The 24,661-nt window shown below is 73.0% G+C and carries 26 protein-coding genes; 13 read left to right on the plus strand and 13 right to left on the minus strand.

Going from position 1 to position 24,661, the window contains the following annotated elements; genetic code table 11:
* Positions 1 to 61: 61 nt before the first annotated feature.
* Positions 62 to 391: a nuclear transport factor 2 family protein gene (locus BLW32_RS13025; RefSeq protein ID WP_068741904.1), complete on the plus strand. Its 330-nt coding sequence runs from the start codon at positions 62 to 64 to the stop codon at positions 389 to 391.
* A 5-nt stretch (positions 392 to 396) separates the two neighbouring features.
* A complete protein-coding gene (locus tag BLW32_RS13030; RefSeq protein ID WP_068525653.1) occupies positions 397 to 657 on the plus strand; it encodes a hypothetical protein in 261 nt (86 codons plus the stop codon).
* Positions 658 to 943: 286 nt separating this feature from the next.
* Here the strand turns inward: BLW32_RS13030 and BLW32_RS13040 are convergent, their stop codons facing one another.
* From BLW32_RS13040 to BLW32_RS13080, 9 genes are all read right to left on the minus strand, one after another.
* A complete protein-coding gene (locus tag BLW32_RS13040) occupies positions 944 to 1,375 on the minus strand; it encodes a PPOX class F420-dependent oxidoreductase (protein ID WP_068741903.1) in 432 nt (143 codons plus the stop codon).
* 53 nt (positions 1,376 to 1,428) lie between these two features.
* Complete coding sequence (locus tag BLW32_RS13045) at positions 1,429 to 2,637, minus strand: MFS transporter (RefSeq protein WP_068525655.1); 1,209 nt, start codon at positions 2,635 to 2,637, stop codon at positions 1,429 to 1,431.
* Complete coding sequence (locus BLW32_RS13050) at positions 2,634 to 3,542, minus strand: alpha/beta hydrolase (RefSeq protein ID WP_068741902.1); 909 nt, start codon at positions 3,540 to 3,542, stop codon at positions 2,634 to 2,636. Before BLW32_RS13050 ends, BLW32_RS13045 begins: the two co-directional genes overlap by 4 nt.
* A gap of 90 nt (positions 3,543 to 3,632) precedes the next feature.
* On the minus strand, positions 3,633 to 4,478 hold the full coding sequence (locus BLW32_RS13055) for a helix-turn-helix domain-containing protein (RefSeq protein ID WP_068741901.1): 846 nt from the start codon (positions 4,476 to 4,478) through the stop codon (positions 3,633 to 3,635).
* Between the two features lie 79 nt (positions 4,479 to 4,557).
* Positions 4,558 to 4,848: a DUF1330 domain-containing protein gene (locus tag BLW32_RS13060; RefSeq protein ID WP_068525915.1), complete on the minus strand. Its 291-nt coding sequence runs from the start codon at positions 4,846 to 4,848 to the stop codon at positions 4,558 to 4,560.
* A 16-nt stretch (positions 4,849 to 4,864) separates the two neighbouring features.
* Positions 4,865 to 6,343 carry a precorrin-2 C(20)-methyltransferase gene (locus tag BLW32_RS13065; protein ID WP_068741900.1) on the minus strand — a complete coding sequence of 493 codons (1,479 nt, stop codon included), beginning with the start codon at positions 6,341 to 6,343 and terminating at the stop codon, positions 4,865 to 4,867.
* Complete coding sequence (locus BLW32_RS13070) at positions 6,340 to 6,975, minus strand: precorrin-8X methylmutase (protein WP_068741899.1); 636 nt, start codon at positions 6,973 to 6,975, stop codon at positions 6,340 to 6,342. The genes BLW32_RS13065 and BLW32_RS13070 overlap by 4 nt, the downstream gene beginning before the upstream one ends.
* 9 nt (positions 6,976 to 6,984) lie before the next feature.
* On the minus strand, positions 6,985 to 8,049 hold the full coding sequence (locus tag BLW32_RS13075; RefSeq protein WP_331923369.1) for a ferredoxin-like domain-containing protein: 1,065 nt from the start codon (positions 8,047 to 8,049) through the stop codon (positions 6,985 to 6,987).
* Positions 8,046 to 9,110 carry a beta-ketoacyl-ACP synthase 3 gene (locus BLW32_RS13080; RefSeq protein ID WP_068525660.1) on the minus strand — a complete coding sequence of 355 codons (1,065 nt, stop codon included), beginning with the start codon at positions 9,108 to 9,110 and terminating at the stop codon, positions 8,046 to 8,048. The genes BLW32_RS13075 and BLW32_RS13080 overlap by 4 nt, the downstream gene beginning before the upstream one ends.
* Before the next feature lie 166 nt (positions 9,111 to 9,276).
* Between BLW32_RS13080 and BLW32_RS13085 the strand changes: the two genes are divergently transcribed.
* Positions 9,277 to 9,894: a TetR/AcrR family transcriptional regulator gene (locus BLW32_RS13085; RefSeq protein WP_068525661.1), complete on the plus strand. Its 618-nt coding sequence runs from the start codon at positions 9,277 to 9,279 to the stop codon at positions 9,892 to 9,894.
* On the plus strand, positions 9,891 to 10,373 hold the full coding sequence (locus BLW32_RS13090) for an FAS1-like dehydratase domain-containing protein (protein ID WP_068525662.1): 483 nt from the start codon (positions 9,891 to 9,893) through the stop codon (positions 10,371 to 10,373). The genes BLW32_RS13085 and BLW32_RS13090 overlap by 4 nt, the downstream gene beginning before the upstream one ends.
* A 6-nt stretch (positions 10,374 to 10,379) precedes the next feature.
* Here BLW32_RS13090 and BLW32_RS13095 read toward each other — a convergent pair whose 3' ends face one another.
* The 3 genes from BLW32_RS13095 to BLW32_RS13105 are packed head-to-tail and all read right to left on the minus strand — an operon-like array spanning position 10,380 to position 13,236.
* Positions 10,380 to 11,018: a LutC/YkgG family protein gene (locus tag BLW32_RS13095; RefSeq protein ID WP_068741898.1), complete on the minus strand. Its 639-nt coding sequence runs from the start codon at positions 11,016 to 11,018 to the stop codon at positions 10,380 to 10,382.
* On the minus strand, positions 11,015 to 12,499 hold the full coding sequence (locus BLW32_RS13100) for a LutB/LldF family L-lactate oxidation iron-sulfur protein (RefSeq protein ID WP_068741897.1): 1,485 nt from the start codon (positions 12,497 to 12,499) through the stop codon (positions 11,015 to 11,017). The genes BLW32_RS13095 and BLW32_RS13100 overlap by 4 nt, the downstream gene beginning before the upstream one ends.
* Positions 12,496 to 13,236, minus strand: coding sequence for a (Fe-S)-binding protein (locus tag BLW32_RS13105; RefSeq protein ID WP_068525665.1), 741 nt, complete (start codon positions 13,234 to 13,236; stop codon positions 12,496 to 12,498). The genes BLW32_RS13100 and BLW32_RS13105 overlap by 4 nt, the downstream gene beginning before the upstream one ends.
* A gap of 161 nt (positions 13,237 to 13,397) precedes the next feature.
* On the opposite strand from BLW32_RS13105, the gene BLW32_RS13110 reads away from it, so the two are divergent.
* The 6 genes from BLW32_RS13110 (at position 13,398) to BLW32_RS13135 (ending at position 22,363) form a co-directional block, all read left to right on the plus strand.
* Positions 13,398 to 14,144: a FadR/GntR family transcriptional regulator gene (locus BLW32_RS13110; protein ID WP_068741895.1), complete on the plus strand. Its 747-nt coding sequence runs from the start codon at positions 13,398 to 13,400 to the stop codon at positions 14,142 to 14,144.
* 25 nt (positions 14,145 to 14,169) lie between these two features.
* Positions 14,170 to 17,736 (plus strand): cobaltochelatase subunit CobN, encoded by a 3,567-nt coding sequence (cobN, locus tag BLW32_RS13115; RefSeq protein WP_068741894.1) that lies wholly within the window; start codon positions 14,170 to 14,172, stop codon positions 17,734 to 17,736.
* Between the two features lie 111 nt (positions 17,737 to 17,847).
* Complete coding sequence (locus BLW32_RS13120) at positions 17,848 to 18,375, plus strand: FxsA family protein (RefSeq protein WP_068741893.1); 528 nt, start codon at positions 17,848 to 17,850, stop codon at positions 18,373 to 18,375.
* A 90-nt stretch (positions 18,376 to 18,465) separates the two neighbouring features.
* The gene (locus BLW32_RS13125; RefSeq protein WP_068741892.1) at positions 18,466 to 20,076 is read left to right on the plus strand and encodes an amidohydrolase; all 1,611 of its coding nucleotides are present in this window, start codon (positions 18,466 to 18,468) and stop codon (positions 20,074 to 20,076) included.
* Positions 20,073 to 21,608, plus strand: coding sequence for an apolipoprotein N-acyltransferase (gene lnt, locus BLW32_RS13130; RefSeq protein WP_068741891.1), 1,536 nt, complete (start codon positions 20,073 to 20,075; stop codon positions 21,606 to 21,608). Before BLW32_RS13125 ends, lnt begins: the two co-directional genes overlap by 4 nt.
* Positions 21,605 to 22,363: a polyprenol monophosphomannose synthase gene (locus BLW32_RS13135; RefSeq protein WP_068525671.1), complete on the plus strand. Its 759-nt coding sequence runs from the start codon at positions 21,605 to 21,607 to the stop codon at positions 22,361 to 22,363. The genes lnt and BLW32_RS13135 overlap by 4 nt, the downstream gene beginning before the upstream one ends.
* A gap of 69 nt (positions 22,364 to 22,432) precedes the next feature.
* Here BLW32_RS13135 and BLW32_RS13140 read toward each other — a convergent pair whose 3' ends face one another.
* Entirely contained in the window at positions 22,433 to 22,768 is a 336-nt protein-coding gene (locus BLW32_RS13140; protein ID WP_068525672.1) for an RNA polymerase-binding protein RbpA, read from the minus strand.
* 65 nt (positions 22,769 to 22,833) lie between these two features.
* Here BLW32_RS13140 and BLW32_RS13145 point away from each other — a divergent pair, with 65 nt between their 5' ends.
* The 3 genes from BLW32_RS13145 to BLW32_RS27530 are packed head-to-tail and all read left to right on the plus strand — an operon-like array spanning position 22,834 to position 24,629.
* Positions 22,834 to 23,169 (plus strand): hypothetical protein, encoded by a 336-nt coding sequence (locus tag BLW32_RS13145; RefSeq protein WP_068741890.1) that lies wholly within the window; start codon positions 22,834 to 22,836, stop codon positions 23,167 to 23,169.
* A gap of 30 nt (positions 23,170 to 23,199) precedes the next feature.
* Entirely contained in the window at positions 23,200 to 24,012 is an 813-nt protein-coding gene (locus BLW32_RS27525; protein ID WP_068626719.1) for an alpha/beta hydrolase, read from the plus strand.
* Positions 24,009 to 24,629: a CPBP family intramembrane glutamic endopeptidase gene (locus tag BLW32_RS27530; protein ID WP_068741889.1), complete on the plus strand. Its 621-nt coding sequence runs from the start codon at positions 24,009 to 24,011 to the stop codon at positions 24,627 to 24,629. Before BLW32_RS27525 ends, BLW32_RS27530 begins: the two co-directional genes overlap by 4 nt.
* Positions 24,630 to 24,661 lie beyond the last annotated feature (32 nt).

The following is a 24,661-nucleotide window of genomic DNA, read 5'->3' on the forward strand; positions in this document are numbered from 1 at the left end:
GCGCCCCTACGATGGCGGTTGTGGGGCTGCAAGCCCCGGACGCTACGACGAGGAGACGCGCATGACGAACATCGACATCCCCAGCCCGGTCGCGGAGTTCATCGATTCCGTGAACGCCGGCGACGAGGCGGCCTTCCTCGACGCCTTCACCGCCGACGGCTTCATCGACGACTGGGGCCGCGTCTTCGGCGACCGCGCAGCGATGCAGGGCTGGAGCGCGAAGGAGTTCATCGGCGCGAAGGGCGTGCTGACGCCGGAGAAGGTCACCGTCGACGGCGACACCGTGACGGTCGTGGGCGATTGGCGCAGCACCCACGCCAACGGACTCAGCGAGTTCACCTTCGCCGTCGCGGGGGATCGTCTGAAGTCCATGACGATCCGCGAGGGCTGACGACCGTGCGGACGATCATCATCGTCACCCTCGGGGTCGTGCTGGCCCTGATCTTCCTCGCCGTCGGGCGCAAGGTCGGGTCCGTGGGCCCGCAGCGGGCGGCGATCGCCTTCGTCGTGCTCTGGACGCTGGCGATGATCGCCAACCTCGCCGTCGGCGTCTCGCACGGCTACACCGTGGCCGAGGAGCTCCCGATCCTGCTGGTCAACGTCCTGCCCGGTGCCGTCGTGGCCCTCGTGGGGGCGCGCCTGCTCAGCCGGGCATGATCGAGGCAGGACAGCAGCTGTTCTCGCCCTGCACCGGCAGGTGAACGTGATCGAGCGGGAGGGCGTTCCGGCCCGGGAGATCCGGGGCTCCTCACCCGGTTCACCAACTCACGGTCGAACAGACCGCACGGCGCGGTACCGACCTCGGCCTCGTCGTGCGCGCGGTCGAGGACTGCGTGGCGGCGGCCGATCCGGCGGTGACGCCGCCTCGCCGGCGAACCTGGGCCTCGCGACCGCGGGCCGGGTCACCGCGGTCGAAGCCCTCACGCGCTTCGGCGCCTGACCCTCAGCGCAGCTTGGCGCCGTAGGCGTGGGTGATCTGCAGGACGAGGAGGACCCGGCGGTCGGCGACCATGACCTCGCGGTACTCGCGCCAGTCGGGATGCTCCCCGGCGCCGCTGCGGTAGTAGTCGACGAGGGCGTCCACCTCCGGTCCGTCCGGATCCGTCGACGGACCGATGAGCGTGGCCGTGCCCTCGGCGGTGGCCCAGGTGTAGCCGTCGGCGCTGGTGAACTCGATCGCGGCGCGCGGATCGCGCCGCAGGTTCGCCTCCTTCGCACGGCCGGCCGTCATGGAGACCAGGATCCGGTCGGCGTCCGCGTCGTACACCGTGGTGACCGGCGAGAGCTGCGGCATGCCGCTCGCCCGGAGCGTCGCGAGGACGCCGATACGGCTGGAGGCGATCAGGCTGCGGGGGTCGAACTCGGTCGATGCCATGCCCGGTCCAACGCGTCGCCGGCCCCGGCTGTTCCGGGGCCGGCGCAACGAGGTCAGACCGGTACGCCGTCGGCCGGCGCACCGGGACGCGGAGCACGATGTCGACGCTCCACGGCGATGCTCGCGGCGGCGAGCAGGGCGCCCGCGCCGCTGAGGGCGACGCCGATCCACACGGGCGACGTGGGGCCGCCTCCGAGACTGATCCCCGTGCCGCCGAGCTGTGCGCCCACGGCGTTGCCGAGGTTGAACGCCGCGATGTTGGCGGACGAGGCGATGAGCGTCGCGGTGCCGGCGTTCCGCAGGACCCGGAGCTGCAGGGCGGGCACCGTCGCGAAGCCGATGAGCCCCATGACGGCGAGCGCGACGGCGACCAAGGGCTTCGAGCCCGCCACCAGGGCGACCGTCGCGACGGCAAGGGGCAGCAGCACGGCGAAGGCGAGCAGCGCCCGGTCCGCGTCCCGGTCGGCTGCGCGGCCGCCCACGAGGTTGCCGGCGAAGAGGCCCAGGCCGAACAGCACGAGCAGCCAGGGGATCGCCCCGGCGCCGAAGCCGGTCACGGAGCGCAGTAGCGGCTCGATGTAGGTGAAGGCACCGAAGAGGCCGCCGAAGACCAGAGCCGTGACGGCGCAGGCGATCCAGACGGAGGGGCGCAGCAGCACCGTCAGCTGAGCCCGCACCGAGGTCGTTTCGGCGGGCACGCTCGGCACCAGGGCTGCGATGGCCGCCATGGCCACGAGCCCGATCACCGCGACAGCCACGAACGTGGCCCGCCAACCGAACCGATGGCCGAGGGCGGTGCCGGCGGGAACGCCGAGCACGTTGGCGACCGTGAGCCCGGCGAACATGAGTGCGATGGCCGACGCCTGGCGGTCGGGCGTGACCAGCCGCGCCGCGAGCACGGCCCCGATCCCGAAGAAGCCGCCGTGGCACAGGGCCGCGACGATCCGGCCCGCCATCACCAGCTCGTAGGTGGGGCCGGCCGCGGAGAGCGCGTTCCCCGCGACGAAGAGGGCCAGGAGGATCAGGAGCGCGGTCTTCGGCGGCCGCGACACGAGGGCGAGCGTCACGGTGAAGGCGCCGAACACGACGCCGAGCGCGTAGCCGGTGACCAGTCCGCCCGCGAGCGGGATGCTCACCCGAAGGTCGCCCGCGACGTCGGAGAGCAGGCCGGTGATGGAGAACTCCGTGAGCCCGATCCCGAAGCCGCCCATGGCGAGCGCGAGCAGACCGGGGTGGAGACGACGGTGCGTGGTGGTGGTCATCGGTTTCCGTTCAGGGTCGCGCGCAGCCAGGCGGCCAGATCTCGTTGGAGGTCGGTGGCGGCGTCGAGCACGGCGTCCATCCAGTAGAAGCCGTGGAGCGTTCCGGGGTAGTCCCGGTACTCGACCGCGCCGCCCGCTACCCGGAGTGCATCCGCGTACTGCCGGCCGTGGCCTCGCAGCACGTCGTACTCCGCCGTCGCGACGAAGGCCGGCGGAAGCCCGGCGAAGTCGGTCGCGTCCAGGGGCGCGGCGCCCGCCGGCGCGGCGCCGTCGGGCAGGTACTGGCGCCAGAACCAGTCCATGTCGGCGGGCGACAGACTGACCTCGCCGGGCGCGAGATCGTCGTAGTCGCCGGGGCGCAGGGGCGGGTAGAGGACGGCGTGCGCTGCGATCCGCGGTCCGCCGCGGTCCCGAACACGGTGCACGAGAGCCGCGGTGAGTGTCCCTCCCGCGCTGTCGCCGACAACGGCGATCCGGTCGGCGTCGACATCGATCGCGCCGGAGGCGATCCAGTCGAGCGTCGCCGCGGCGTCGTCGAGGGCGGCGGGGTAGGGGTGTTCCGGAGACTTCCGGTAGTCGACGGTGACCACCGTCGCGCCGGTCGCGCGGGCGAGCAGCCTGGCGGGCTCGTCGCTGAGTTCGATGTCGGCGGCCACGAAGCCGCTGCCGTGGAGCATCAGGACGACCGCCCCGCCGGGCGGTCCGTCTCGGTAGATCCGCACGGGCAGTGACGATCCCGGTCCTACGACGTAGGTGTGCCGTACGTGGGCGATCTCCACGGCGGGGCGCTGCAGATCGAGGTACCCCCGCAGGGCGCGACGGACGTCGGGGACGCCCAGTGTGTGCAGCGGGGCGGCGCTCGCCGCCGCGGCGAGGTGGGCGGCGGACTGGGGGTGCAGGGGCATGACGGGATCCGTTCTCCGGGTAGCGGGTATCGCCAGCGGTCGCGCCGGTTCGGCGACCCTGGTGGGAGGGAAGGGGTGGGGCGCTGGACCTCAGTCGGCGACGCGGTGGCGCAGCAGCGTCAGGGCGTCGTCGTCCGGGCTGCCGGGCGCGGCGCTGAACGCGATCATCCGCGCACCGTCGGACTCGGGAAGGTGGAGCATCTGGTAGCAGAGGTCGATCCGGCCCACCCACGGATGGTGGAACCGCTTGACGCCACTGGTGCACAGCTCGACGGCCTGCAGTGCCCACAGCCGCGCGAAGTCGCGGTCGAGCACCAGCTCACCGAGGAGGCGGCGCAGCGCGGCGTCGTCCGGGAACTGGGCCGCCACCCAGCGGAGGGAGGCGACGGCCAGCTCCGCCTCGAGCTCCCAGTCGACGAAGAGGGACCGCACCTCCGGATCGAGGAAGGTCTGCCGCACCTTGTTCGGCGGCGGATCGGCGTGCAGGTCCTCATACGGGACGTGGGGCGCCAGAACCGCGTTGCCGAGGCGGTTCCACGCCAGGATGTCCTGGTTGCGCGAGAGCACCACGGCGGGCGTGTCCATCGCGTCGACGAGCTGGCGCACTCCGGTGAAGCCGGCGCCGTGCCGGTCGATCGGCGCCGCGCCCTCGCCCGACGGATGGGCCAGCTCCAACAGGTGCAGGCGCTCGACCTCGCTCAGCCGCAGGGCGCGGGCGAGGGCGCTGAGGACCTCGTCGGAGGGATTGCCGGCGGCGCCCTGTTCGAGGCGGGTGAGGTAGTTGACCGACACTCCGGCGAGCTCGGCGAGCTCCTCGCGGCGCAGTCCCGGGACGCGGCGGCGGCCGTAGCTGGGGAGGCCGAGGTCGTCGGCGTCCACCGCCGCCCGGCGGGAGCGGAGGAAGGAGCCCAGGGTCGGGGCGGTCTCGTCGATCATGTCCCCGAGTCTGGTCCACCGCGAGCGCGGTTGCCTGCCCCTGCGAGGGGCAGGCTCCGCGGCGGTGGGTCAGCGCAGGTCAGGAGCCTTCGCAGATGCGGATCTCGCGGACCGCGCCGTCGCCGAGGGCGGCGAGGGCCTCCTGGTACGCGGGGGAGTCGTGGACGGCGACGGCCTGCTCGAGGCTGTCGAACTCGATGACCGTGGTGCGCTCGATCTTCCCCGCCTCGTAGGCGACGGCGGCCTGCCCGCGGACGATGAAGCGTCCGCCGCCCTCGGTGATCGCCGGCCCGCCGATGGCCGCGTACGCCGCCATCTTCTCGGGGTCCTTGATCTCCTGGTAGAACGCGATCCAGTACGCCTTCGCCATCATCCGTCTCCTTCTGTCAGTACCTACGGGGAGTGTGCACGATCCGGCCGCCGGCGCGCGCGGTGACCTCGGTGCGCGAGGACCCGACGATGAGCAGGCAGCGCATGTCCACCTGTTCCGGGTCGAACGCCCCGAGCGTGGTCACCGTCAGCGACTCCTCGGGCGACCCCACGGCGCGCCCGACGATGACGACGGTCTCAGGGGAGCGCACCTCGAGCAGCACGTCGCGCATCCGGACGAGCTGCTCGCGGCGCGTCTTCGACGCCGGGTTGTAGACGGCCAGCGCGAGATCGGCGGCGGCGACGGCGCGCAGCCGCTCCTCGATGACCTCCCAGGGCTTCAGGTAGTCCGAGAGCGAGAGCACCGCGTAGTCGTGGCCGAGCGGCGCGCCGACCCGGCTCGCGACGGCGTTCGCCGCCGTCATGCCCGGCAGGACGCGCACGGGGACGTCGTGGAAGGCGGGGTCGGCCGCGACCTCCGCGACGGCGGAGGCCATGGCGAACACGCCGGGGTCGCCCGAGCTGACCACGGCGACCCGGGCGCCGCCGGCCGCGAGTTCCAGTGCGTGCCGGGCGCGCTCGGCCTCGACGCGGTTGTCCGAGGCGTGCACGCGCTGCCCCGGGCGGGGACGCACGCGGTCGGTGTAGGTCTGGTAGCCGACGATGTCCGTGGCCTCGGACAGCTCGTGCCGGACCTCCGGCGTCGTCCACGCCTCGTCGCCGGGACCGAGGCCGACGACCACGACCTCGCCCCGCTCCGCCGCCGCCGGCGTGGGCGCGTTGATCCGGCCGGGCACCAGCACCGTCGCGAAGTACGGCACGTCCTCGGCGCTCACGTCGCCCACCGACAGCACCCGCTCGTCCGCGCGGCTGGCGCGCTCGACGTACCAGGCCGCGCCGTCGCGGTCCGCACGCTCCAGTGCACCGCGCACGGTCGGGAACGTCCTGCCCAGCTTCATGATCGCGGCGGCATCGGTGTCGGCGAGGCGCCGCCGCAGCTCGGACTCGGGGAGGGTGCCGGGCAGCACCGTGAGCACCTCGTCGGCCTCCACGAGCGGGACGCCGGTCGCGGCCGCCGCGGCGCTGACCGAGGTGACGCCCGGGACGACGACGCACTCGAAGCGGTCGCGGAGCCGCTTGTGCATGTGCATGTACGAGCTGTAGAACATCGGGTCGCCCTCGGCGAGCAGTGCGACGTTCCGCCCGGCCGTCAGGTGCTCTGCCAGCTCCTCGGCGGCGCCGGCGTAGAAGTCCTCGAGCGCGCCGCGGTAGCCGCCGGGATGATCGGTGGTCTCGGTGGTCACCGGATACATCAGCCGGATCTCGGTCTGCTCCTCGCGCAGGTACGGCGCCGCACAGGCGCGCGCGTTGGAACGGCCGTGGCGCGCACTGTGATAGGCCACCACGTCGGCCTCGGCGATGAGCCGCGCCGCCTTGACCGTGACCAGCTCCGGGTCACCCGGACCGACGCCCACGCCGTACAGGATCCCCGTCACAGCTCCTCCTCCCGCGCCAGCGCGTTGAGCGCCGCCGCCGTGATCGCGCTGCCGCCGCGGCGGCCCAGCACGGTGATGTACTCGACGCCCAGCCCGGCGGCCTCGGCGACGAGCGCGTCCTTCGACTCCGCGGCGCCGATGAAGCCCACCGGGATCCCGACGATCACCGCGGGTTTCGGCGCGCCCGACGCCAGAAGGTCGAGCAGGTGGAACAGGGCCGTCGGCGCGTTACCGATCGCGACGACCGCGCCGTCCAGCCGCTCGCCCCACAGCTGCAGGGCGGCGGCGCTGCGCGTGGTGCCGAGCTCGGCGGCCAACGACGGGACGCGCGGGTCGCGCAGCAGGCACAGCACCTCGTTGTCGGCGGGCAGGCGTGTACGGGTCACGCCGTGCGCCACCATGTTCGCGTCGGTGAGGATCGGGGCGCCGGCGGCGAGGGCGGACCGTCCGGCGGCGACGGCGCCGGCCGAGATCCGGATGTCGCGATCCAGGTCGGTCTGGCCCGCCGCGTGGATCATGCGGACCGCCACCGTCTCCGCGTCCGCAGCCAGCGCGCTGAGGTCGGCCTCCGCGCGGATGGTGGCGAACGACCGCCGGTAGATCTCGGCGCCGTCGGTGAGGTAGTCGTGCACCCGGGAAGTCTATTCGCCGGGCTTCTCGGTCACGACCACCCGTCGGTGTTCGCCGGGCGGCGCCCCGCAGCCGCGCCCGCAGGCGACCACGTGCACGCGCTCGTCGTCCGCGATCGTGCCGGCGAGGTCCGCCGCGTGCGCGAGCGAATCGCCCTGCGCGCGGGCGCATCCGTGGTCGCCCACGCAGGCGCTCACCCGGAGCAGCGGCGCGGTCGCGTCGAAGATCAGGCCCATCGGCGCGAGCACCCGCACCACGGCCTCCGCCGCGCCCTCGTCGAGCCCGTGCAGGTGCAGCGTGCGCCACGGGGTGACCGTGATCGCTTGGTCGACCGCGGCGACGAACTGCGCGGTGCGGGGGTCGAGCCGGCCGAGGGGGACGCCCATGGCGAGGGTGACCGAGCCGTCGGGCCGGTCGAACCACCCGACGGGGGGCGGACTGGGCGGCGCCGGGACCGCGCGGGGCCCGGTCAGCGCCCCGCCGAGGGCGACGGCGATGCGCTCGGCACCGTCGTGCAGGTCCCGGATCCGCCATTCGTCGCGCCGCAGGTCGAGGAACGCCTGCGCGGCGTCGAGCAGCACGTCGACCGTGCAGGGCAGATCGGTCGGACTCCCGTCGAGGTGGAGCACACCGGCGCGGATCTCGGCGTCCGCGGCGAGCGCGGCGACGTCGCCGGCACCGTCGTCGAGCGCGAACAGGAACCGCCCGGGGAGCGCGGCCAGGGCGGCGCGTGCCACGAGAGCCCGGTCGAGCGCCGCCGCGGTCGCGCGGAGCTCGCCGGACTGCGGGGAGGCGACGATGTTGCGCACCCGCTCGTGCGTCGCCGACGGGAGCAGCCCCGCGGCGGCGAGGCGCTCGCGGGCGGCGTCGAGGTCGCCGACGCCGCGCAGCTGCACGTTGCCGCGCGAGGTCAGCTCGATCGGCTCGTCACCGGCGAGCTCCGCGAGGACCTCCAGCTGCGCGGGCAGGACGGCGCCACCGGGCAGCCGGACCCGGGCCAGGGCACCGTCGGCCGCCTGATGCGGTCGCAGGACACCCGGGCAGGAGTCGGGCTGCTTCGGCGGCAGTGCGATCAGTCCTCGAAGTTGACCGGCGGCAGGGTGATGACGTGGCCGGCGTAGGCGAGGCCCGAGCCGAACGCCATGACGAGCGCGGTCTGGCCGGGCTTGGCCTTGCCGGTGCGCAGCAGCTCCTCGACGGCGAGCGGGATCGACGCGGCGGAGGTGTTGCCGGTGGTCACGATGTCCTCGGCGACCACGCAGTCGTCGCGCAGCTCGAGCGCCTTGATGAGCACCTGGGTGATCCGCAGGTTGGCCTGGTGCGGCACGAAGACGTCGATGTCCTTCGAGGTGAGGCCGGCGAGCTTGAGGGCCTCCTGGCACGCGGGGAGCAGCGCGGTCGCGGCCCAGCGGAAGACCTTGCGGCCCTCCATGCGCAGGAACGGACGGACGGGCGCCTCGGTCGTGGTGTCGTCCCGGAAGGCGTGGACCTCGTCGAAGTAGGTGCCGAAGTCCTTGTCCTGGAAGATCGCGGTGGTGAAGTCGCCGTCGGCGCCCCACGACACCTGCGAGACGCCCACCTCCTCGGACGGTCCGAGCACGGCGGCGCCGGCACCGTCGGCGAAGATGAACGCGCAGGTGCGGTCCTCGGGGGAGATGAGGTCGGAGAGTCGCTCGACGCCCACGACCACGACGTACTTCGCGGTGCCGGCCCGGATCAGGTCCGTGCCGACGGCGGCGGCGGTGGTGAAGCCGGAGCAGCCGGCGGTGATGTCGAACGCGGGGATGCCGACGCGGCCGAGCTCCTTGGCGATCTGCGGGGCCAGCGACGGGCCGAGCTCCAGGCGCGTGTTGGTCGCGGAGATGACGCAGTCGACCAGCTGGGGATCGATGCCCGCGGCCGTGATCGCGCGCTCGGCCGCCTTGACCGACATCGAGAGGATGGTCTCGTCGTCCTCGGCGAAGTGCCGCGACTCGATGCCCGAGCGGGTCTTGATCCACTCGTCGCTCGAGTCGATCTTGTCGACGATCTCGGAGTTGGGCACCACGCGCCGCGGTCGGTAGGCGCCGATCCCGAGGTAGCTGACGTTGGACTGCTCAGCGGGGGCGGGAGGGGCGATCCGGGCGGGGGCGGTCATGCGTGGAGTACTCCGTTCGAAGGGGCGCGGGATGAACCATTCGGTTCATCGACCCGTCATTGGTAACATGAACCGAGCGGTTCAAACAAGCGCCGCCACGCCGCGTGGCGAATTCCACCGAAGGGTGGTTCGTCGTTCTTCACGAATCGAGGAGGGTTCGGCCCCGATGCCCGCCGCCCCCAAGCCGCGTCCCCGTCCCCGGGTCCGGCTGGTCAACACAGCGCTCAATCTCGTCGGCCGCCACGGCTTCGCCGACGCCGGCCTGGCCGAGCTGACCGCGCAGTCGCAGGCCTCCAAGAACTCGCTGTACCAGTACTTCCCCGGCGGCAAGGCCGAGCTCGTGGAGGCGTCCACCTCGCTCGCGGGCCGCCGCCTCCTCCGCTACATCGACGCGGCCACCAGCAAGGGCGAGCCCCACGAGTGGATCGGCCGGTTCATCGAGCTGTGGAAGCGGGTGCTGGTCCGGTCCGAGTTCCAGGTCGGGTGCCCGCTCCTCGCGGCGGCGCTGGCCGACGGCGCGCCCCGCGTGCAGGACGCGGCCACCGCCGCGTACACCGAGTGCGAGCGCCGGTTCGCCTCGGCGCTGGTCGATTACGGGGTGGAGGAGCGCGGCGCGCTCGTCTTCGCCTCCGTCTTCATGAGCTCGATCGAGGGCGCGGTCGCGCGGGCGCGCGCCGCCCGCGACATCTACCCGCTCACCGACGTCTACCACTCGATGATGGCCCTGCTCGACCTGACGATGGCGGCTCCCGACGTGGTGCGGGGCGCTACAGTCGCCGAATGACCGACGGCGACTACACCCACTGGCTGGACGACTGCTACTCCGTCGATGCGGAGGGACTGCGGTCGTACGGCCGGGCCACGCGCTCGCCGCACGTCCCGTACGCGAGCAGCCGCGTCATCCCGCGGGACACGCCCGTGCCGCCGCTCATCGTCGCCGATCCCGTCTTCAAGGTCGCCGCGCGCCTGCTGGCCGAGCAGATCGAGGATTTCAACGTCGGCCGGCTCCTGCACGTCTCGCAGACCGTCCGGCAGGTCGAGCCGATCCGCATCGGCGACGTCGCGTCGCTGGGCGCCCGGATCTCCGACCGGGTCACCCGCGCCGGGATCGACCTGTTCACCGTGGACTGCGTCGTGCGCGTGGACGACGAGACCCGGATCGAGACGTCGAGCGTCGTCGCGTACGCGGGCGGCGACGACGCGAACACCGACCTCGTCGACGCGGCCGCACCCGGCATCGTCATGCACGGCGCCGTGCTCTGAGTCCGGTCACTCCACGACGATCACCCGCAGGCTCCGGGGGCCGTGCACGCCCTCCACGCGGTCCAGCTCGATGTCGCTGGTCGCACTGGGGCCGCTGATCCAGGTGAGCGGCCGCACGTGGGCTCCCGTCTCCCGCAGCCGCGCCACCGCGGCGGGCACGTCGTCGACGATCCGGTCGGCGTGCACCACGCAGACGTGCACGTCGGGGACCAGGGTGACCGCCCGCCGCCCTTGGCCGGGGCCGTGGTCGAGCACGATCGTCCCGGTGTTCGCGATCCCGACGGTGGCCGTGGTCACCACCGCGGCGGCGGCCTCGAGCTGGTACGGCGACAGGCCGTCGTCGTCGAGCCAGGGGAGCGGGCCGGGAACGAGGCGGCGTACGACGTCGTCGCCGAGTACGCCGCCGGTCTCGTCGATCGCCCCCAGGGCAGCGCGGACCGTCGCGCCGAGGTCGGCGGCGGCGCACCGTCGGACCTCGGCGCGGTAGTCGGCCACGCGCTCCTCGAACCGGTCGACGACGCCCAGGTCGCCGGTCCCGACGGGCCGGCCGTAGGTCCACGGGATCGGCGTCTCGGCGGTGTCGGGGTCGCCGACGTCAGCGAGTGCGGCTCGGACCCGGCCGAGGATCTCGGCGCGCGCGGTCATCGTTCGCCCCGTCCGTCGTGCTCGCGGGCCCACCACTGGCGGAAGGTCTCCGTCGGCGGCACCGGGGTGTCGCGTTCGGCGCTCCAGCCGCGCATCGGGCCCGGGAGCCTGCCGAAGGTCTCCCGGTTGCGGAAGATCCGGCCGCCGAGGGTGGCGGCGCGCTGCGCGGCCGAAAGGCGGGAGGCGCTGCCGAACATCCATGCCGCGCCCTTCATGGCCGCGGCCTCAGGCTTCGGGACGCCGCCCCGCGCCTCGTCGACGACCCGCGTCCGCAGGTGCACCAGCAGGTCCGGGATCGGGATCTTCACCGGGCAGGCGTCGAAGCACGCCCCGCACAGCGTGGAGGCGTACGGCAGGGAGGCGTCGACGTCGGAGGCGGTGCCCCGCAGCTGCGGGGTCAGGATCGCGCCGATCGGGCCGGGGTAGACGGAGCCGTAGCTGTGGCCGCCCACCCGCTCGTACACCGGGCACACGTTGAGGCACGCCGAGCAGCGGATGCAGCGCAGCGCGGAGCGGCCGACCTCGTCGGCGAGCACGTCGGTGCGGTGGTTGTCGACGAGGACGATGTGCACCGCCTCCGGGCCGTCGCCGCCGCCGGAGGGGCCGGTCCAGATCGAGGTGTACGGGTTCTCCCGCTCGCCCGTGCTGGAGCGGGGGAGCACCTGCAGGAACACCTCGAGATCCTCGAACGTGGGCAGGATCTTCTCGATGCCGACCACGGAGATGAGGGTCTTCGGCAGGGTCAGGCACATGCGGCCGTTGCCCTCGGACTCGACGACCACGAGGCCGCCGGTCTCGGCGATCGCGAAGTTGGCGCCGCTCACGCCGACTTCGGCGCGGAGGAACTTCTCCCGCAGGTGCAGGCGCGCGGCCTCGGCGAGCCGGGCGGGCTCGTCGGTGAGGTCGTCGGGGGCGGGGCGGCCGACCTCCTTCATGCGCCGCAGGAAGATGTCGCGCACCTCGGTGCGGTTGCGGTGGATCGCCGGTACCAGGATGTGGCTCGGCCAGTCCTCGCCGAGCTGCACGATCAGCTCCGCGAGGTCGGTCTCCCAGGCGTCGATGCCGGCGTCGGCGAGCGCCTCGTTGAGTTCGATCTCCTGCGTCGCCATCGACTTCACCTTGACCACCTCCTCGGCGCCGGCCGCCCGGACCAGATCGATGACGATCCGGTTCGCCTCCTCAGCATCGCGGGCCCAGTGCACGACGGCGCCCGCGGCGGTCGCGTTGGCCTCGAACTGCTCGAGGTAGTGGTCGAGGTGCCGCAGGGTGCGGTTCTTGATCGCCTCCGCGGCGTCGCGCAGCCGTTCCCAGTCGTCGAGCTCGCCGACGACGGAGGCGCGCTTGCCGCGGATCACGGAGGTCGCGTGGGCGAGGTTGCGGCGCAGCGTGGTGTCGCCGAGCGCATCGCGCGCGGCGGCGGGGAACGTCGGCATGCCGACGTACGTGGCGGTCACGCCGACGTGGGGATGCCCGGTGGTCATGGCAGGTCTCCTTCGGTGGATGCCAGGATCTCCGCGAGGTGGACGGTGCGGACGCCGTCGCGGTGGCGCGAGAGCAGGCCGCCGATGTGCGCGAGGCAGGAGTTGTCGCCGGCGACGAGGTACCCGGCGCCGGTGCTGCGCACGTGCGCCGTCTTGTCGAGACCCATCGCCACGGAGACGTCGGCGTTCTTCATGGCGAAGGTGCCGCCGAACCCGCAGCACTGGTCCGCATCCGGGAGCTCGACGAGGTCGATGCCGCGCACCGCGCGGAGCAGCTGCAGCGGGCGGTCGCCGACCCGGAGCATCCGCAGCGAGTGACAGGTCGGGTGGTAGGTGACGCGGTGCGGGAAGAAGGCGCCGACGTCGGTCACGCCGAGCACGTCGACGAGGAACTCGCTGAGCTCGTGGACCCGGGGCGTCAGCTCGTCGACGGCGGCCCGGAGGCCGCGATCGCCCGCGCGGTCGGCGAGGTCGGCGTGCTGGTGCCGCACGGAACCGACGCAGGAGCCCGACGGCGCGACGACGGCGTCGTACCCGGCGAAGACGTCGACGAACCGGCGGACGCCGGGGATCGCCTCATCGGCGTAGCCGGTGTTGGTGAACATCTGCCCGCAGCAGGTCTGCGCCTGCGGGAACTCGACGTCGACGCCGAGGCGCTCCAGCAGCCGGACGACGGCCTTCGGTGTCTCGGGCCACATCGTGTCGTTGAAGCACGTGGCGAACAGGGCGACCTTCACGACGGCGCCGTCCGGGCGCACAGGGGACGCGGTGGGGGGCATGGGGAGTCTCCGAGGACTGAGTCGGAACAGGAGGGCTGTGGTCTGACCACACGAATGAAGGTAGGGTGATGGGGACCACATGTCAACCGCCGCGCTCACCCCGTGGGAGGCTGAGGGACATGACGCTCGACCCACCGGAGTGGCGGCCCGTCGCCCGCACGCGCACGTACCAGCTGGTGATCAGCGCGATCGAGGAACAGATCCTGAGCGGCTCGCTCCGCGTGGGCGACGCGCTGCCCCCCGAGCGCGACCTCGCGGCACGACTGGAGGTCAGCCGCCCCGCGGTCCGGGAGGCGCTGCGCGTGCTCGAGGCGCAGGGCGTGGTGACCTCGGGCACTGGAAGCGGGCCGCGCGCCGGCACGTTCGTCAGCGCCATGCCCGCCGACTCCCTCGCGCACTTCCTGCGCCTGCACATGGCGCTCACCAACTTCGAGTTCCCCGAGATCGTCGAGGCGCGCGTCCTCCTGGAGCGGTCCTCGGTCTCGCTCGCGGCCCGGGATGCCGACGCAGCGGCACTGGCTCCCGTCCGTGCCGCGCTCGCGGCGATGGACACCGCCGGCGAGGACCGCGCCGCCTTCAACGACGCCGACACCGACTTCCACACCGCGATCGCCGAGGCGTGCGGCAATCGCCTCGTGACCACGGTGACGGTCGCGATCCGGGGCGCCCTCCGCGCGGGGATCCTCGCCGCCTTCGAGGAGATCGAGGACTGGCCGGCACTGACCGCGGTCCTGCAGCAGGAGCACCGGGCGATCTTCGCGGCGATCGAGTCGGGCGACGCCGAGCGCGCGGCAGAGCTGACCGAGACGCACATCCGAGGCGCCTACCGCCGCCTGCCCGGACTGCACTCGGGCACGATCGTCTGAATCGGCGCCCACTAGGGTTGGTGAGGTGATCCTTCTCCTCTCCACCTCGGACACCGACCTCCTCAGCGCGAAGGCCAGCGGCGCCGACTACCGCTGGGCCAATCCCGCCCGGATCAGCGTCGACCTCGACCTGCCCGGCCTGCTCGACGGTGCCGACGTCGTGGTGGTCCGCATCCTCGGCGGCCGCCGGTACTGGGAGAGCGGCCTCGACGCGCTTGCGGCCAGCGGCAAACCGGTCGTCGTCGTCTCGGGGGAGCAGGCGCCCGACGCCGACCTCATGGAGGCCTCGACGGTGGCCGCCGGCGTCGCCACGCAGGCGCACGCCTACCTCGCCGAGGGCGGACCGGACAATCTGGCGCAGCTGTACCACTTCTTGTCCGACACGATCCTGCTCACCGGGGACGGCTTCGCAGCGCCCGTCGCCGCTCCGCAGTGGGGCGTCATCGACCGCCCGTCGGGCGAGGGCCCACGGATCGGCGTTCTCTACTACCGGGCCCAGCACCTCGCGGGCAACACGGCCTACATCGACGCCCTCGCGACGGCGATCGAGGACCGTGGTGCGGTGGCCGTACCGATCTTCTGCGCCTCGCTGCGCACCGCCGACGACGCGCTCTTCGCCGAGCTCGGCACCCTCGATGCCCTCGTCGTAACAGTGCTCGCCGCGGGCGGCGTCAACGCCGCCGGTGCCGCCGCCGGGGGCGACGACGAGTCCTGGGACGTCGGGCGCCTCGCGGCGCTCGACATCCCGATCCTGCAGGCGCTCGCGCTCACCACCTCCCGCGAGCAGTGGGAGGAGAGCGACGACGGCCTCAGCCCGCTCGACGTCGCCACCCAGGTCGCGATCCCGGAGTTCGACGGCCGGATCATCACCGTGCCCTTCTCCTTCAAGGAGATCGGCGACGACGGCCTGCCCTCGTACGTCCCGGACGCCGAGCGCGCCACTCGGGTCGCGGGCCTCGCGCTGCGGCACGCGCGGTTGCGGGCGATCCCGAACGCGGACAAGAAGATCGCGCTGATGCTGTCGGCGTACCCCACCAAGCACGCCCGCATCGGCAACGCCGTCGGCCTGGACACCCCGCAGTCGGCGCTGGAGCTGATCCGCCGGCTCGCGGACGCGGGCTACGACGTCGGCGCACCGTCGGACATCCCCGGACTGGACGCGGACGACTCCGACGCCTTCATCCACGCCGTCATCGCCCGCGGCGGCCAGGACCCCGACTGGCTCTCGGACGAGCGACTCGACGGGAGTGAGGTCACCGTCGACCCCGCGACCTACCGCGCCTGGTTCGCGACGCTCCCGCAGGACCTGCGCGACGCCGTGACGGAGCACTGGGGCGAGGCGCCCGGTTCGCTGTTCACCACCGGGGCCGGCGACATCGCGATCGCCGCGCTGCGGTTCGGGAACCTCACGGTGATGGTGCAGCCGCCCCGCGGCTTCGGCGAGAATCCCGTCGCGATCTACCACGACCCGGACCTGCCGCCGAGCCATCACTACCTGGCCAGCTACCGCTGGCTCGCCGACCGCGAGCACGGCTTCGGCGCGGACGCGGTGATCCATCTCGGCAAGCACGGCAACCTGGAATGGCTGCCCGGCAAGACGCTCGGCATGTCCGCGTCGTGCGGCACCGACGCCGCGCTGGGCGACCTGCCGCTGATCTACCCGTTCCTGGTCAACGACCCGGGCGAGGGCACCCAGGCGAAGCGGCGCGCGCACGCGGTGCTCGTCGACCATCTCATCCCGCCGATGGCGCGCGCCGAGAGCTACGGCGACATCGCCCGCCTCGAGCAGCACCTCGACGAGTACGCCAACGTGCAGAGCCTCGACCCCGCGAAGCTGCCGATGATCCGCCAGCAGATCTGGACGCTCCTGCAGGCCGCGAAACTCGACCACGACCTGGGGCTGACCGACCAGCCCGACGAGGACGCCTTCGACGACATGATCCTGCACGTCGACGGCTGGCTCTGCGAGATCAAGGACGTGCAGATCCGTGACGGCCTGCACATCCTGGGGGCGGCACCGTCGGGCGACGCGGAGACCGACCTCGTGCTCGCGATGCTGCGCGCCAAGCAGATGTGGGCGGGCTCCGTGCACACGCCGGGCCTGCGCGAGGCGCTGGGCCTGGAGGAGGACGGCACCGCATCGAAGGCGAAGACGGACGAGTTCGAGGCCCGCGCCCGCGAGCTCGTCGTCGCCGCGGCGGCCGCCGACTGGGCACCGTCGGCGATGGCCGGCCTCACGGACGACCCGGCCGTCGCGAAGATCCTGGACTTCGCGGCCACCGAGATCGTGCCCCGCCTGCGCCGCACCGGCGACGAGATCGACCACGTCCTGCGCGCGCTGGCGGGCGGCTTCGTTCCCGCAGGGCCGTCGGGCTCGCCGCTGCGCGGCCTGGTCAACGTGCTCCCCACGGGCCGCAACTTCTACTCCGTGGACCCCAAGGCCGTGCCCTCGCGGCTCGCCTGGGCGACGGGCCAGGAGCTGGCCGCCTCGCTGGTCGCGCGGTACCGGGAGGAGCACGGCGAGTATCCGAAGTCGGTCGGCCTGTCGGTGTGGGGCACCTCGGCCATGCGCACCGCCGGCGACGACATCGCCGAGGTCCTGGCGCTGCTCGGCGTCACGCCGGTGTGGGACGAGCAGTCCCGCCGCGTCTCCGGTCTGGAGGTCATCGGACTCGAGGAGCTGGGCCGCCCGCGCATCGACGTCACCGTCCGCATCTCCGGCTTCTTCCGCGACGCCTTCCCGCACGTCGTGGCGATGCTCGACGACGCGGTCCAGCTGGTCGCCCGTCTCGACGAGGACGACGCGTCCAACTACGTCGCGGCGCACACCCGCGCGGCCCTGGCCGAGCACGGCGACGATCGTCGCGCGACGACCCGCGTCTTCGGCTCCAAGCCCGGCACCTACGGCGCCGGCCTGCTGCAGCTCATCGATTCGAAGAACTGGCGCAGCGACGCCGATCTCGCCGAGGTCTACACGGCCTGGGGCGGCTACGCCTACGGCCGCGGGCTCGACGGTGCGCCCGCCGCCGACGACATGCGCGCGGCGTACCGGCGGATCAACGTCGCCGCGAAGAACATCGACACCCGCGAGCACGACATCGCCGACTCGGACGACTACTTCCAGTACCACGGCGGCATGGTCGCGACGGTGCGCCACCTCACGGGCGCCGACCCCGAGGCCTACGTCGGCGACTCCACGCGGCCGGACTCCGTGCGCACCCGCACGCTGAGCGAGGAGACCAACCGGGTCTTCCGCGCCCGCGTGGTGAACCCGCGGTGGATGGCGGCCATGCGCCGGCACGGCTACAAGGGCGCCTTCGAGATGGCCGCGACGGTGGACTACCTCTTCGGCTTCGACGCCACCGCCGGCGTGATGGCCGACTGGATGTACGAGAAGCTCACCGAGAACTACGTCCTCGATCCCGAGAACCGCAAGTTCATGGAGGAGTCGAACCCGTGGGCGCTCCACGGCATCGCCGAGCGGCTCCTCGAGGCCTCGCAGCGCGAGCTGTGGAAGGAGCCCGATCCCGAGCTCCTCGCCGCCCTCCAGCAGGCCTACCTCGACACCGAAGGCGACCTCGAGGACCGCTGATCGAATTGAACACCGTTTCTGTTCAGCCCGACCTGGGCTTTCTCTGACAGAAACGGTGTTCAATTGCGAGGGGGCCGGGAACCTTTCGCCCGGTTCGCCCGTTGTACCGGTATGAAGCTCTTCGCGTTCCTGACCTACATCGTCGTGGAGATCGCGGCGTTCGCCGGGCTGGTGTCCTGGCTCGGCTTCGGCTGGGCGGTGCTCGCCATGATCGGCGCCACCGTCCTCGGCGTGCTCATGCTGCGGCGCACCGCCGCGGGCGTGCTGCGCGACCTCGGGCAGGCGCTCGACGGGCAGCGGTCCGCGGGCCCCGCGCTGATGGACACCGCGATCCTCGCGGCGGCCGTCTTCCTGCTCGCCGTGCCCGGCGTGGTGAGTACCGCGCTCGGCCTGCTCCTGCTGGTCAAGCCGGTCCGCGCCGTGGTCCGTCCCGCGGTCGCCTACGTCGGCGCCAAGCGCGTGGCGTCCTTCGTGGAGGAGTCCGGCCTGGTCACCGTCCTCGCCGGGCAGCCGCGCGGCTTCGGCACGGTCGTCGACGGTGACGTCGTCGCCGACCAGCGCACCCCCGCTGAGCCCGTGGTCGACTTCGGCGGCCCGGGCCCGCGCCCGGGATACCGCGAGTTGCCGCCCGCGCAGTAGTCGGCAGGCTGGTCGTCGGTCACCGGCGCTACATCTCTCGAGGCGTTCTGCGACTCAGTCGGCGCGAACCGACGCAGAACGCTTCGAAAGATGTGCGCACCGTCGAACCGAAAGTCCTGTTTGGCAGACTGGACCTCCGTGACCACCGAACTGCTCCTCGGCGGGCGGATCTACACGCCCACGTCCACCACCGCCACCGCGATCGCCGTCGAGAACGGGGTGATCAGCTGGATCGGGGAGGACCGCGCCGCGCGGGCACTGCACCCGGACGCGCGGGTCACCGACCTCGACGGGGCGTTCGTCGCCCCCGCCTTCGTCGACACCCACGTCCACCTGACCGCCACGGGGCTCGCGCTGACCGGGCCGGACCTGTCCGGCGGTCCGGAGGCGGTGCGGGCCGCGCTCGCCGCCACCCCCGGCGAGACCGTGATCGCCCGCGGCTGGGACGACACCACGTGGGAGGGCCCGCTCCGGCGCACCGATCTCGACGAGAACCGCGTCGTCTACGCGGCCCGGGTCGACGAGCACTCCGCGCAGGCCAGCACCGCACTGCGCGCCCTCGTCCCCGGTCTGGAGGGGCTCGCCGGCTTCTCGCCCGACGGTCCGCTCACCGCAGCCGCCCACCACGCCGTCCGCGCCGCCGCCCTCGCGGCGCTCAGCAACGCGCAGATCACCACCGCGCAGACCGCCGCCCTCGACGCGGCAGCGGCCGCGGGCATCGCCGCCGTCCACGAGTGTGGCGGGCCCGACATCGCGGGCGAGCGCGACTTCACCCTGCTCGGTGCCCTCGACCACGGGGTGCGCGTGCGCCGCTACTGGGGCGAGGCGGCCCGCGACGCCGACCACGCCCGCGCGCTCATCTACCGCACCGGGGCCGACGGCCTGGCCGGCGACCTCTTCGTGGACGGCTCGCTCGGCAGCCGCACCGCGCTGCTGCGCGCGCCGTACGCGGACGCACCGTCGAACGGAGTCGCGTACCTCGACCAGGAGACCGTGACCGCGCACGTCCTGGCGTGCACCCGGGCCCGGATCCAGGCCGGCTTCCACGCCATCGGCGATGCCGCGGTCGCGCGAGTGGTCGCGGCCTTCGCGGCGGCCGTCGACGCCTTCGGCGGTCCCCGGGTCGCCTCCTGCGGGCACCGCGTCGAACACGCGGAAATGGTCACGCCGGACGAGGCCGCGAAGCTCGGCGACTGGGGCGTGAACGCCTCGATGCAGCCGCAGTTCGACGCGCTGTGGGGCGGACCGGACGGCATGTACGCCCGCCGCCTCGGCCCGGAGCGCGCCGCGGCCCTCAACGACTTCGCCCTGCTCGCGAAGAACGCCGTGCCGCTGGCCTTCTCGTCGGACTCGCCCGTCACCCCGCTCGACCCGTGGGCCACACTGCGCGCCGCGGTCCAGCACCACACGCCCGGCAGCGCGATCTCGCCGCGCGCCGCCTTCGCCGCCGCGACCCGTGGCGCGTGGCGGGCCGGGGGAGTCCGCGACGGCGTCGCCGGGACACTGGTCCCCGGCGCGCCCGCGACCTTCGCGGTCTGGGACGCCGACGAGCTGGTGGTCCGGGCCCCGTCGGACGCCGTGCAGCGCTGGTCGACCGACCCCCGCGCGGGCGTCGCGCCCCTGCCCGACCTCGCGCCCGGCGCGCGCCTGCCGCGGTGCCTGCGCACCGTGGTCGACGGCCGGACGGTGTTCGCGGCGTGACGCTCCTGGTCCGCGGGGGAGCCGCGCTGCTCGCCGGCGTCGCGCTGTTCTTCGCCTTCCCGCCGGCGGGCCTGTGGTGGCTCGCGCCGATCGGGGTCGCGGCGCTGGTCGCCGTCCTCGCCACCCGCGAACGCCCGACGCTGCGCGGCGGCTTCGGATACGGCCTCCTCGCCGGGCTCGGCCTGTTCATCCCCCTGCTCAAGTGGATCGACTCCATGGTCGGCGCCCTCCCGTGGATCGGCCTGGGCATCACCTGCGCCCTCTACTACGGCGCGTTCGGCCTGATCGCGACGCGCGTCGCCCGTGCCCCCGGCGGCCCCGTGTGGGTCGCGGCGGCGTTCGCCGTCACGGAATGGGCGCGCGCCTCCTTCCCGTTCGGCGGCTTCCCGTGGGGGAGGCTCGCCTTCAGCCAGGCCGACGGTCCGCTGCTGGCCCTGGCCCGGTACGTCGGGGCGCCCGGCCTGTCCTTCGTCGTCGCCCTGCTCGGCGCGAGTCTCGCCGCCGCGGGAGTCTCGGCGTACCGTCGGGCGGACCGTCGTGCGTACCTGCTGCCCGCGGCCGCGGCGGCCCTCGCGGCGATCGGAGCGGCCGCGGCCTGGCCGGCCGTGGGGGCACCGTCGTCGGGGCGCGAGGTGACCATTGCCGCGATCCAGGGGAACGTGCCGGAGCAGCGCTGGGACGTCGCGACGCAGCGGGAGGCCGTGCTCAGCAACCACCTGAGCGAGACGCACCGGCTCGCGACGGAGGTGCGGGAGGGCCGACAGAAGCAGCCCGACGTCGTGATCTGGCCGGAGAACTCCTCGGACGTCTCGCCCGAGCGCGACCCGGACGTCGCGGCGCGGATCCGGGCCGCGGCCGCCGACGTGGGCGCGCCGATCCTGGTCGGCACGGTGCACTACGACGGCACGGGCCGCTACTACAACAGCATGATCCTCATCGACGCGAACGGGCCCCTGGAGCGGCACGACAAGGCCATCCTGCAGCCCTTCGGCGAGACCATGCCGATGCGCGACTTCTTCCGCCTGTTCAGCGACTACGTCGACCTGGCGAACGACTTCACGCCCGGGACCGGGCCCGGCGTCGTGCACCCGAACGGCGTTCCGCTGGGCGTGGCGACCTGCTACGAGGTCGCCTTCGACCGGGCGCTCCGCGGGTCCGTCGAGAACGGGGCCCAGGTGCTCACCGTCCCCACGAACAACGCGACCTTCGGCCGGACCGGGATGACCTACCAGCAGCTCGGCATGTCCCGCGTGCGGGCCGTCGAGCTCGACCGCGACGTCGTCGTCGCGGCCACCACCGGTGTGAGCGCCCTGGTGCGCCCCGACGGCGAGGTGACGCGGCAGACGAGCATCTGGACCAACGACCACCTCGTCGAGACGATCCGGCTCCGCGACGGCCTCACCCCGGCGGCGCGCCTGGGGGATTGGGGCGAGGTCGCACTGCTCGTGGCCACCCTCTGCGGAATCGCGATCGCGATAAGGCACGATGGAGGTCTGTTTCAGCCCCGCCCACGGACCGAGGAACCTGCATGAGTGAGACGTCAGCGCCGTCGTCGAAGACGCTGGTGATCATCCCCACGTACAACGAGCTGGAGAACCTGCCGCTCATCGTGGGCCGGCTGCACACCGCGCAGCCCGATGTCGACGTGCTCGTGGTCGACGACAACAGCCCCGACGGCACCGGCGACCTCGCCGACACGATGGCCGCCGAGGATCCGCGGATCCACGTGCTCCACCGGGCCGAGAAGAACGGCCTCGGCGGCGCCTACATCGCGGGCTTCAAGTGGGCCCTCGAGCGCGACTACCGCGTGGTCGTGGAGATGGACGCCGACGGCTCGCACGCCCCGGAGCAGCTGGAGCGCCACCTCGCAGCGATCGACGCGGGCGCCGACCTGGTGATCGGTTCGCGCTACGTCTTCGGCGGCAAGACGGTGAACTGGCCGCTGTCGCGCCAGCTCATCTCGCGCGGCGGCAACGTCTACAGCCAGATCATGCTCGGCACCCGCATCCGTGACATCACGGGCGGTTACAAGGCCTTCCGGCGCGAGACCCTCGAGGGCCTCGGCCTCGACGAGGTGGAGTCGCTCGGCTACAGCTTCCAGATCGACCTGACCTGGCGCGCCGTCCAAGCGGGGTTCACGGTGGTCGAGGTGCCCATCACCTTCACCGAGCGCGTGATCGGCGATTCCAAGATGAGCGGCTCCATCTTCAAGGAGGCGGCCACCCTCGTGCCGAAGTGGGGCTTCCAGGCCCGCAAGCGCAAGCTGCAGAAGCTGCGCGGCAAGTAGGACCGCAGGAACGCCGAAGGGCCCCGGATCACTCCGGGGCCCTTCGTGTTCGTCGGACGAACCTCGCGCCTACTTACCGCGCCGCGCCTTGAGCAGGTCCAGCCGCTCCTTGAGGAGCTCTTCGAGCTCGCCCTCGGACCGCCGCTCCAGGAGCATGTCCCAGTGCGTGCGCGGCGGCTTCGCCTTCTTCTCCTCGGGTGCGACCCCGTCGATCAGGGTGCCCTCGAGCCCGTTCTTGCACAGCCAGGTGCCGGGGATCTCGGCGTCGTCCGCGAACGGGACGTCGAACTCCTCACCGTTGTCCGTGCGGTACCGCGCCACCCGGCGCGGAGCGAGGTCGTGGTCCCGATCCGTCTCATAGCTCACCGCGCCCAGGCGGCTGCCCCGTAGAACTCGATCTGCCATGCTTCTCCCAACCTCTCGCCTACGCCGAACATTCCCAGTCTACCCGGTTCACTAGACTGCGGCCCATGACCACCGCTCGCCGTCGCAGGTCCGCCGCATGTGCGTGGTGCGGACGCGAGGTGGTCTCCGAGGGCCCCGGCCGCACGCGCAAGTACTGCCGCCGGTCGTGCCGACAGCGCGCGTACGAGGCCCGCAACGCGCTCGCCGGGACCTCCCTTCCGCCGGATTCGGTCGTGCTCACCGCGGACGAGGCCGAGTCGGTGGGGGAGCGTATGTTCGAGGTGCGCTGCGCGGCGGAGGACGTGCGCACCGCGATCGCCGAGGGCGCCGGCCACGACGAACTCGCCGAGCTCGCGGACCGGCTCGTCGAGACCGCGCGCGCCGCCGAACGCCTGCGCTGAGACCACGCGCCGAACCACGAGAGGGAGTCGATGACCCACGCCCGGACGCGGATCGCCGCGGTGCTCCTCGCGATGCTGCTCGCCGTCGCGTCCTGCGCATCGGACAAGCCCACCCCCGTGATCTCGCAGGAGCCAGCGCCGCCCGCGCCGGCCGCTCTGCCGGCGAACTGGAACGAGTCGACGGTGCAGGTGCCCGTCGACGCCGGCGCGGCGACGTACGTCTCGCCGAGCAACCCGCAGCGGCTGCGCGCCGCGCTGATCCTCGCCGGGCCGGACCGCGCGGGACAGGTCGCCGCGCGCGAGCTGTCGGTGATGCTCGCGCAGCACGGCGTGGCCTCGCTCCGGTTCGACGGCGCACCGTCGGGCAGCCCGGGGTACGCGGCCCTGCTCGACCGGGCAGGGAAGGGCCTGACGGCGCTCGCCGAGCGCGCGGGCCTGGGCGACGATCGGCTGCTCGCCGTCGGCCACGGCACGGCGGCCGCCCAGGCGCTCGCGCTCGGCACCGGCGGCACCGGCCGCGCCGCTCTGCCGATGGCGCTCGTCGAGCCCGTGCTGCAGGGCCTGCCCGACGGGACGCCCGACGTGCTGCGCACCGCGATGACCCTCCCGCCGCAGAAGCACAACATCGTCACCTGCTCGGACGCCGACGTCGCCGTCGACTGCTCCGTCACGCAGGACCTGGCCGACGTCATGACCGGCACCCACGCCAACTACGTGCGGCTGCGGGGCGTGAGCCACGCGCTGCAGGAGGACACGTCGCGCGACCCGGCGCGCTACGGGAGCGACCTGCCCTTCTCCGCCACGCTGTACCGCTCGCTGGGCTCCTGGGTGGCGATGCAGTGACGCGCCGGCGCCGGGCCGGACGCGGCGCCCCCGCGCTCGCGGCCGGGGCCGCGGTGGCGTGGTCCAACGCGGTGCTGCCGCGGCTCGCGGATCGGTTCGGCTGGCACCGGGACGCCCGCTCAGCGGCGACGCTGGCCTTCTGCGCCGCCGACGCCGCGCTCGCCCGCACCCGCGTGCCGACCGCGGCCGGCGTCGCCGCCGGGGGAGCGCTCACGGCGGCCGGCCTGGCCCTCGTGCGCCCGGTGCGGCGGGAGGCACCGTCGAACCGGGCGAAGTGGGTACTCGTGGACATCCCGCTCGGCACCGCGCTGCCGGAGGAACTGCTCTTCCGCGGCGCTCTCACCCCGTCGCTGGAGGCGGCGTACGGGCGGCGGGTCGGTGCGGTGGCGGGCCCGCTGGCGTTCGGACTGTGGCACGTCGGTGCCGCCCGGAGCGCTCACGACCCCGTATTTCCGACAATCGGCGTCACCGCCGGGTTCGGCGCGCTGATGGACGCCCTAGCGCGGCGAACCGGCAGGTGGTGGCCCTGTTTCCTGGTCCACTGGATGCTTAACGGGACCGGTGTGATCCTCAGCTCAGGTTCAGGGATTTCTTCACCTGACGCCCTTGACCCGTAGAATCGTGCGCAAAGCTTGATACCGCAGGAGGA

Origin of the sequence: Tsukamurella tyrosinosolvens (genome assembly GCF_900104775.1) — a bacterium.
GTDB lineage: Bacteria > Actinomycetota > Actinomycetes > Mycobacteriales > Mycobacteriaceae > Tsukamurella > Tsukamurella tyrosinosolvens.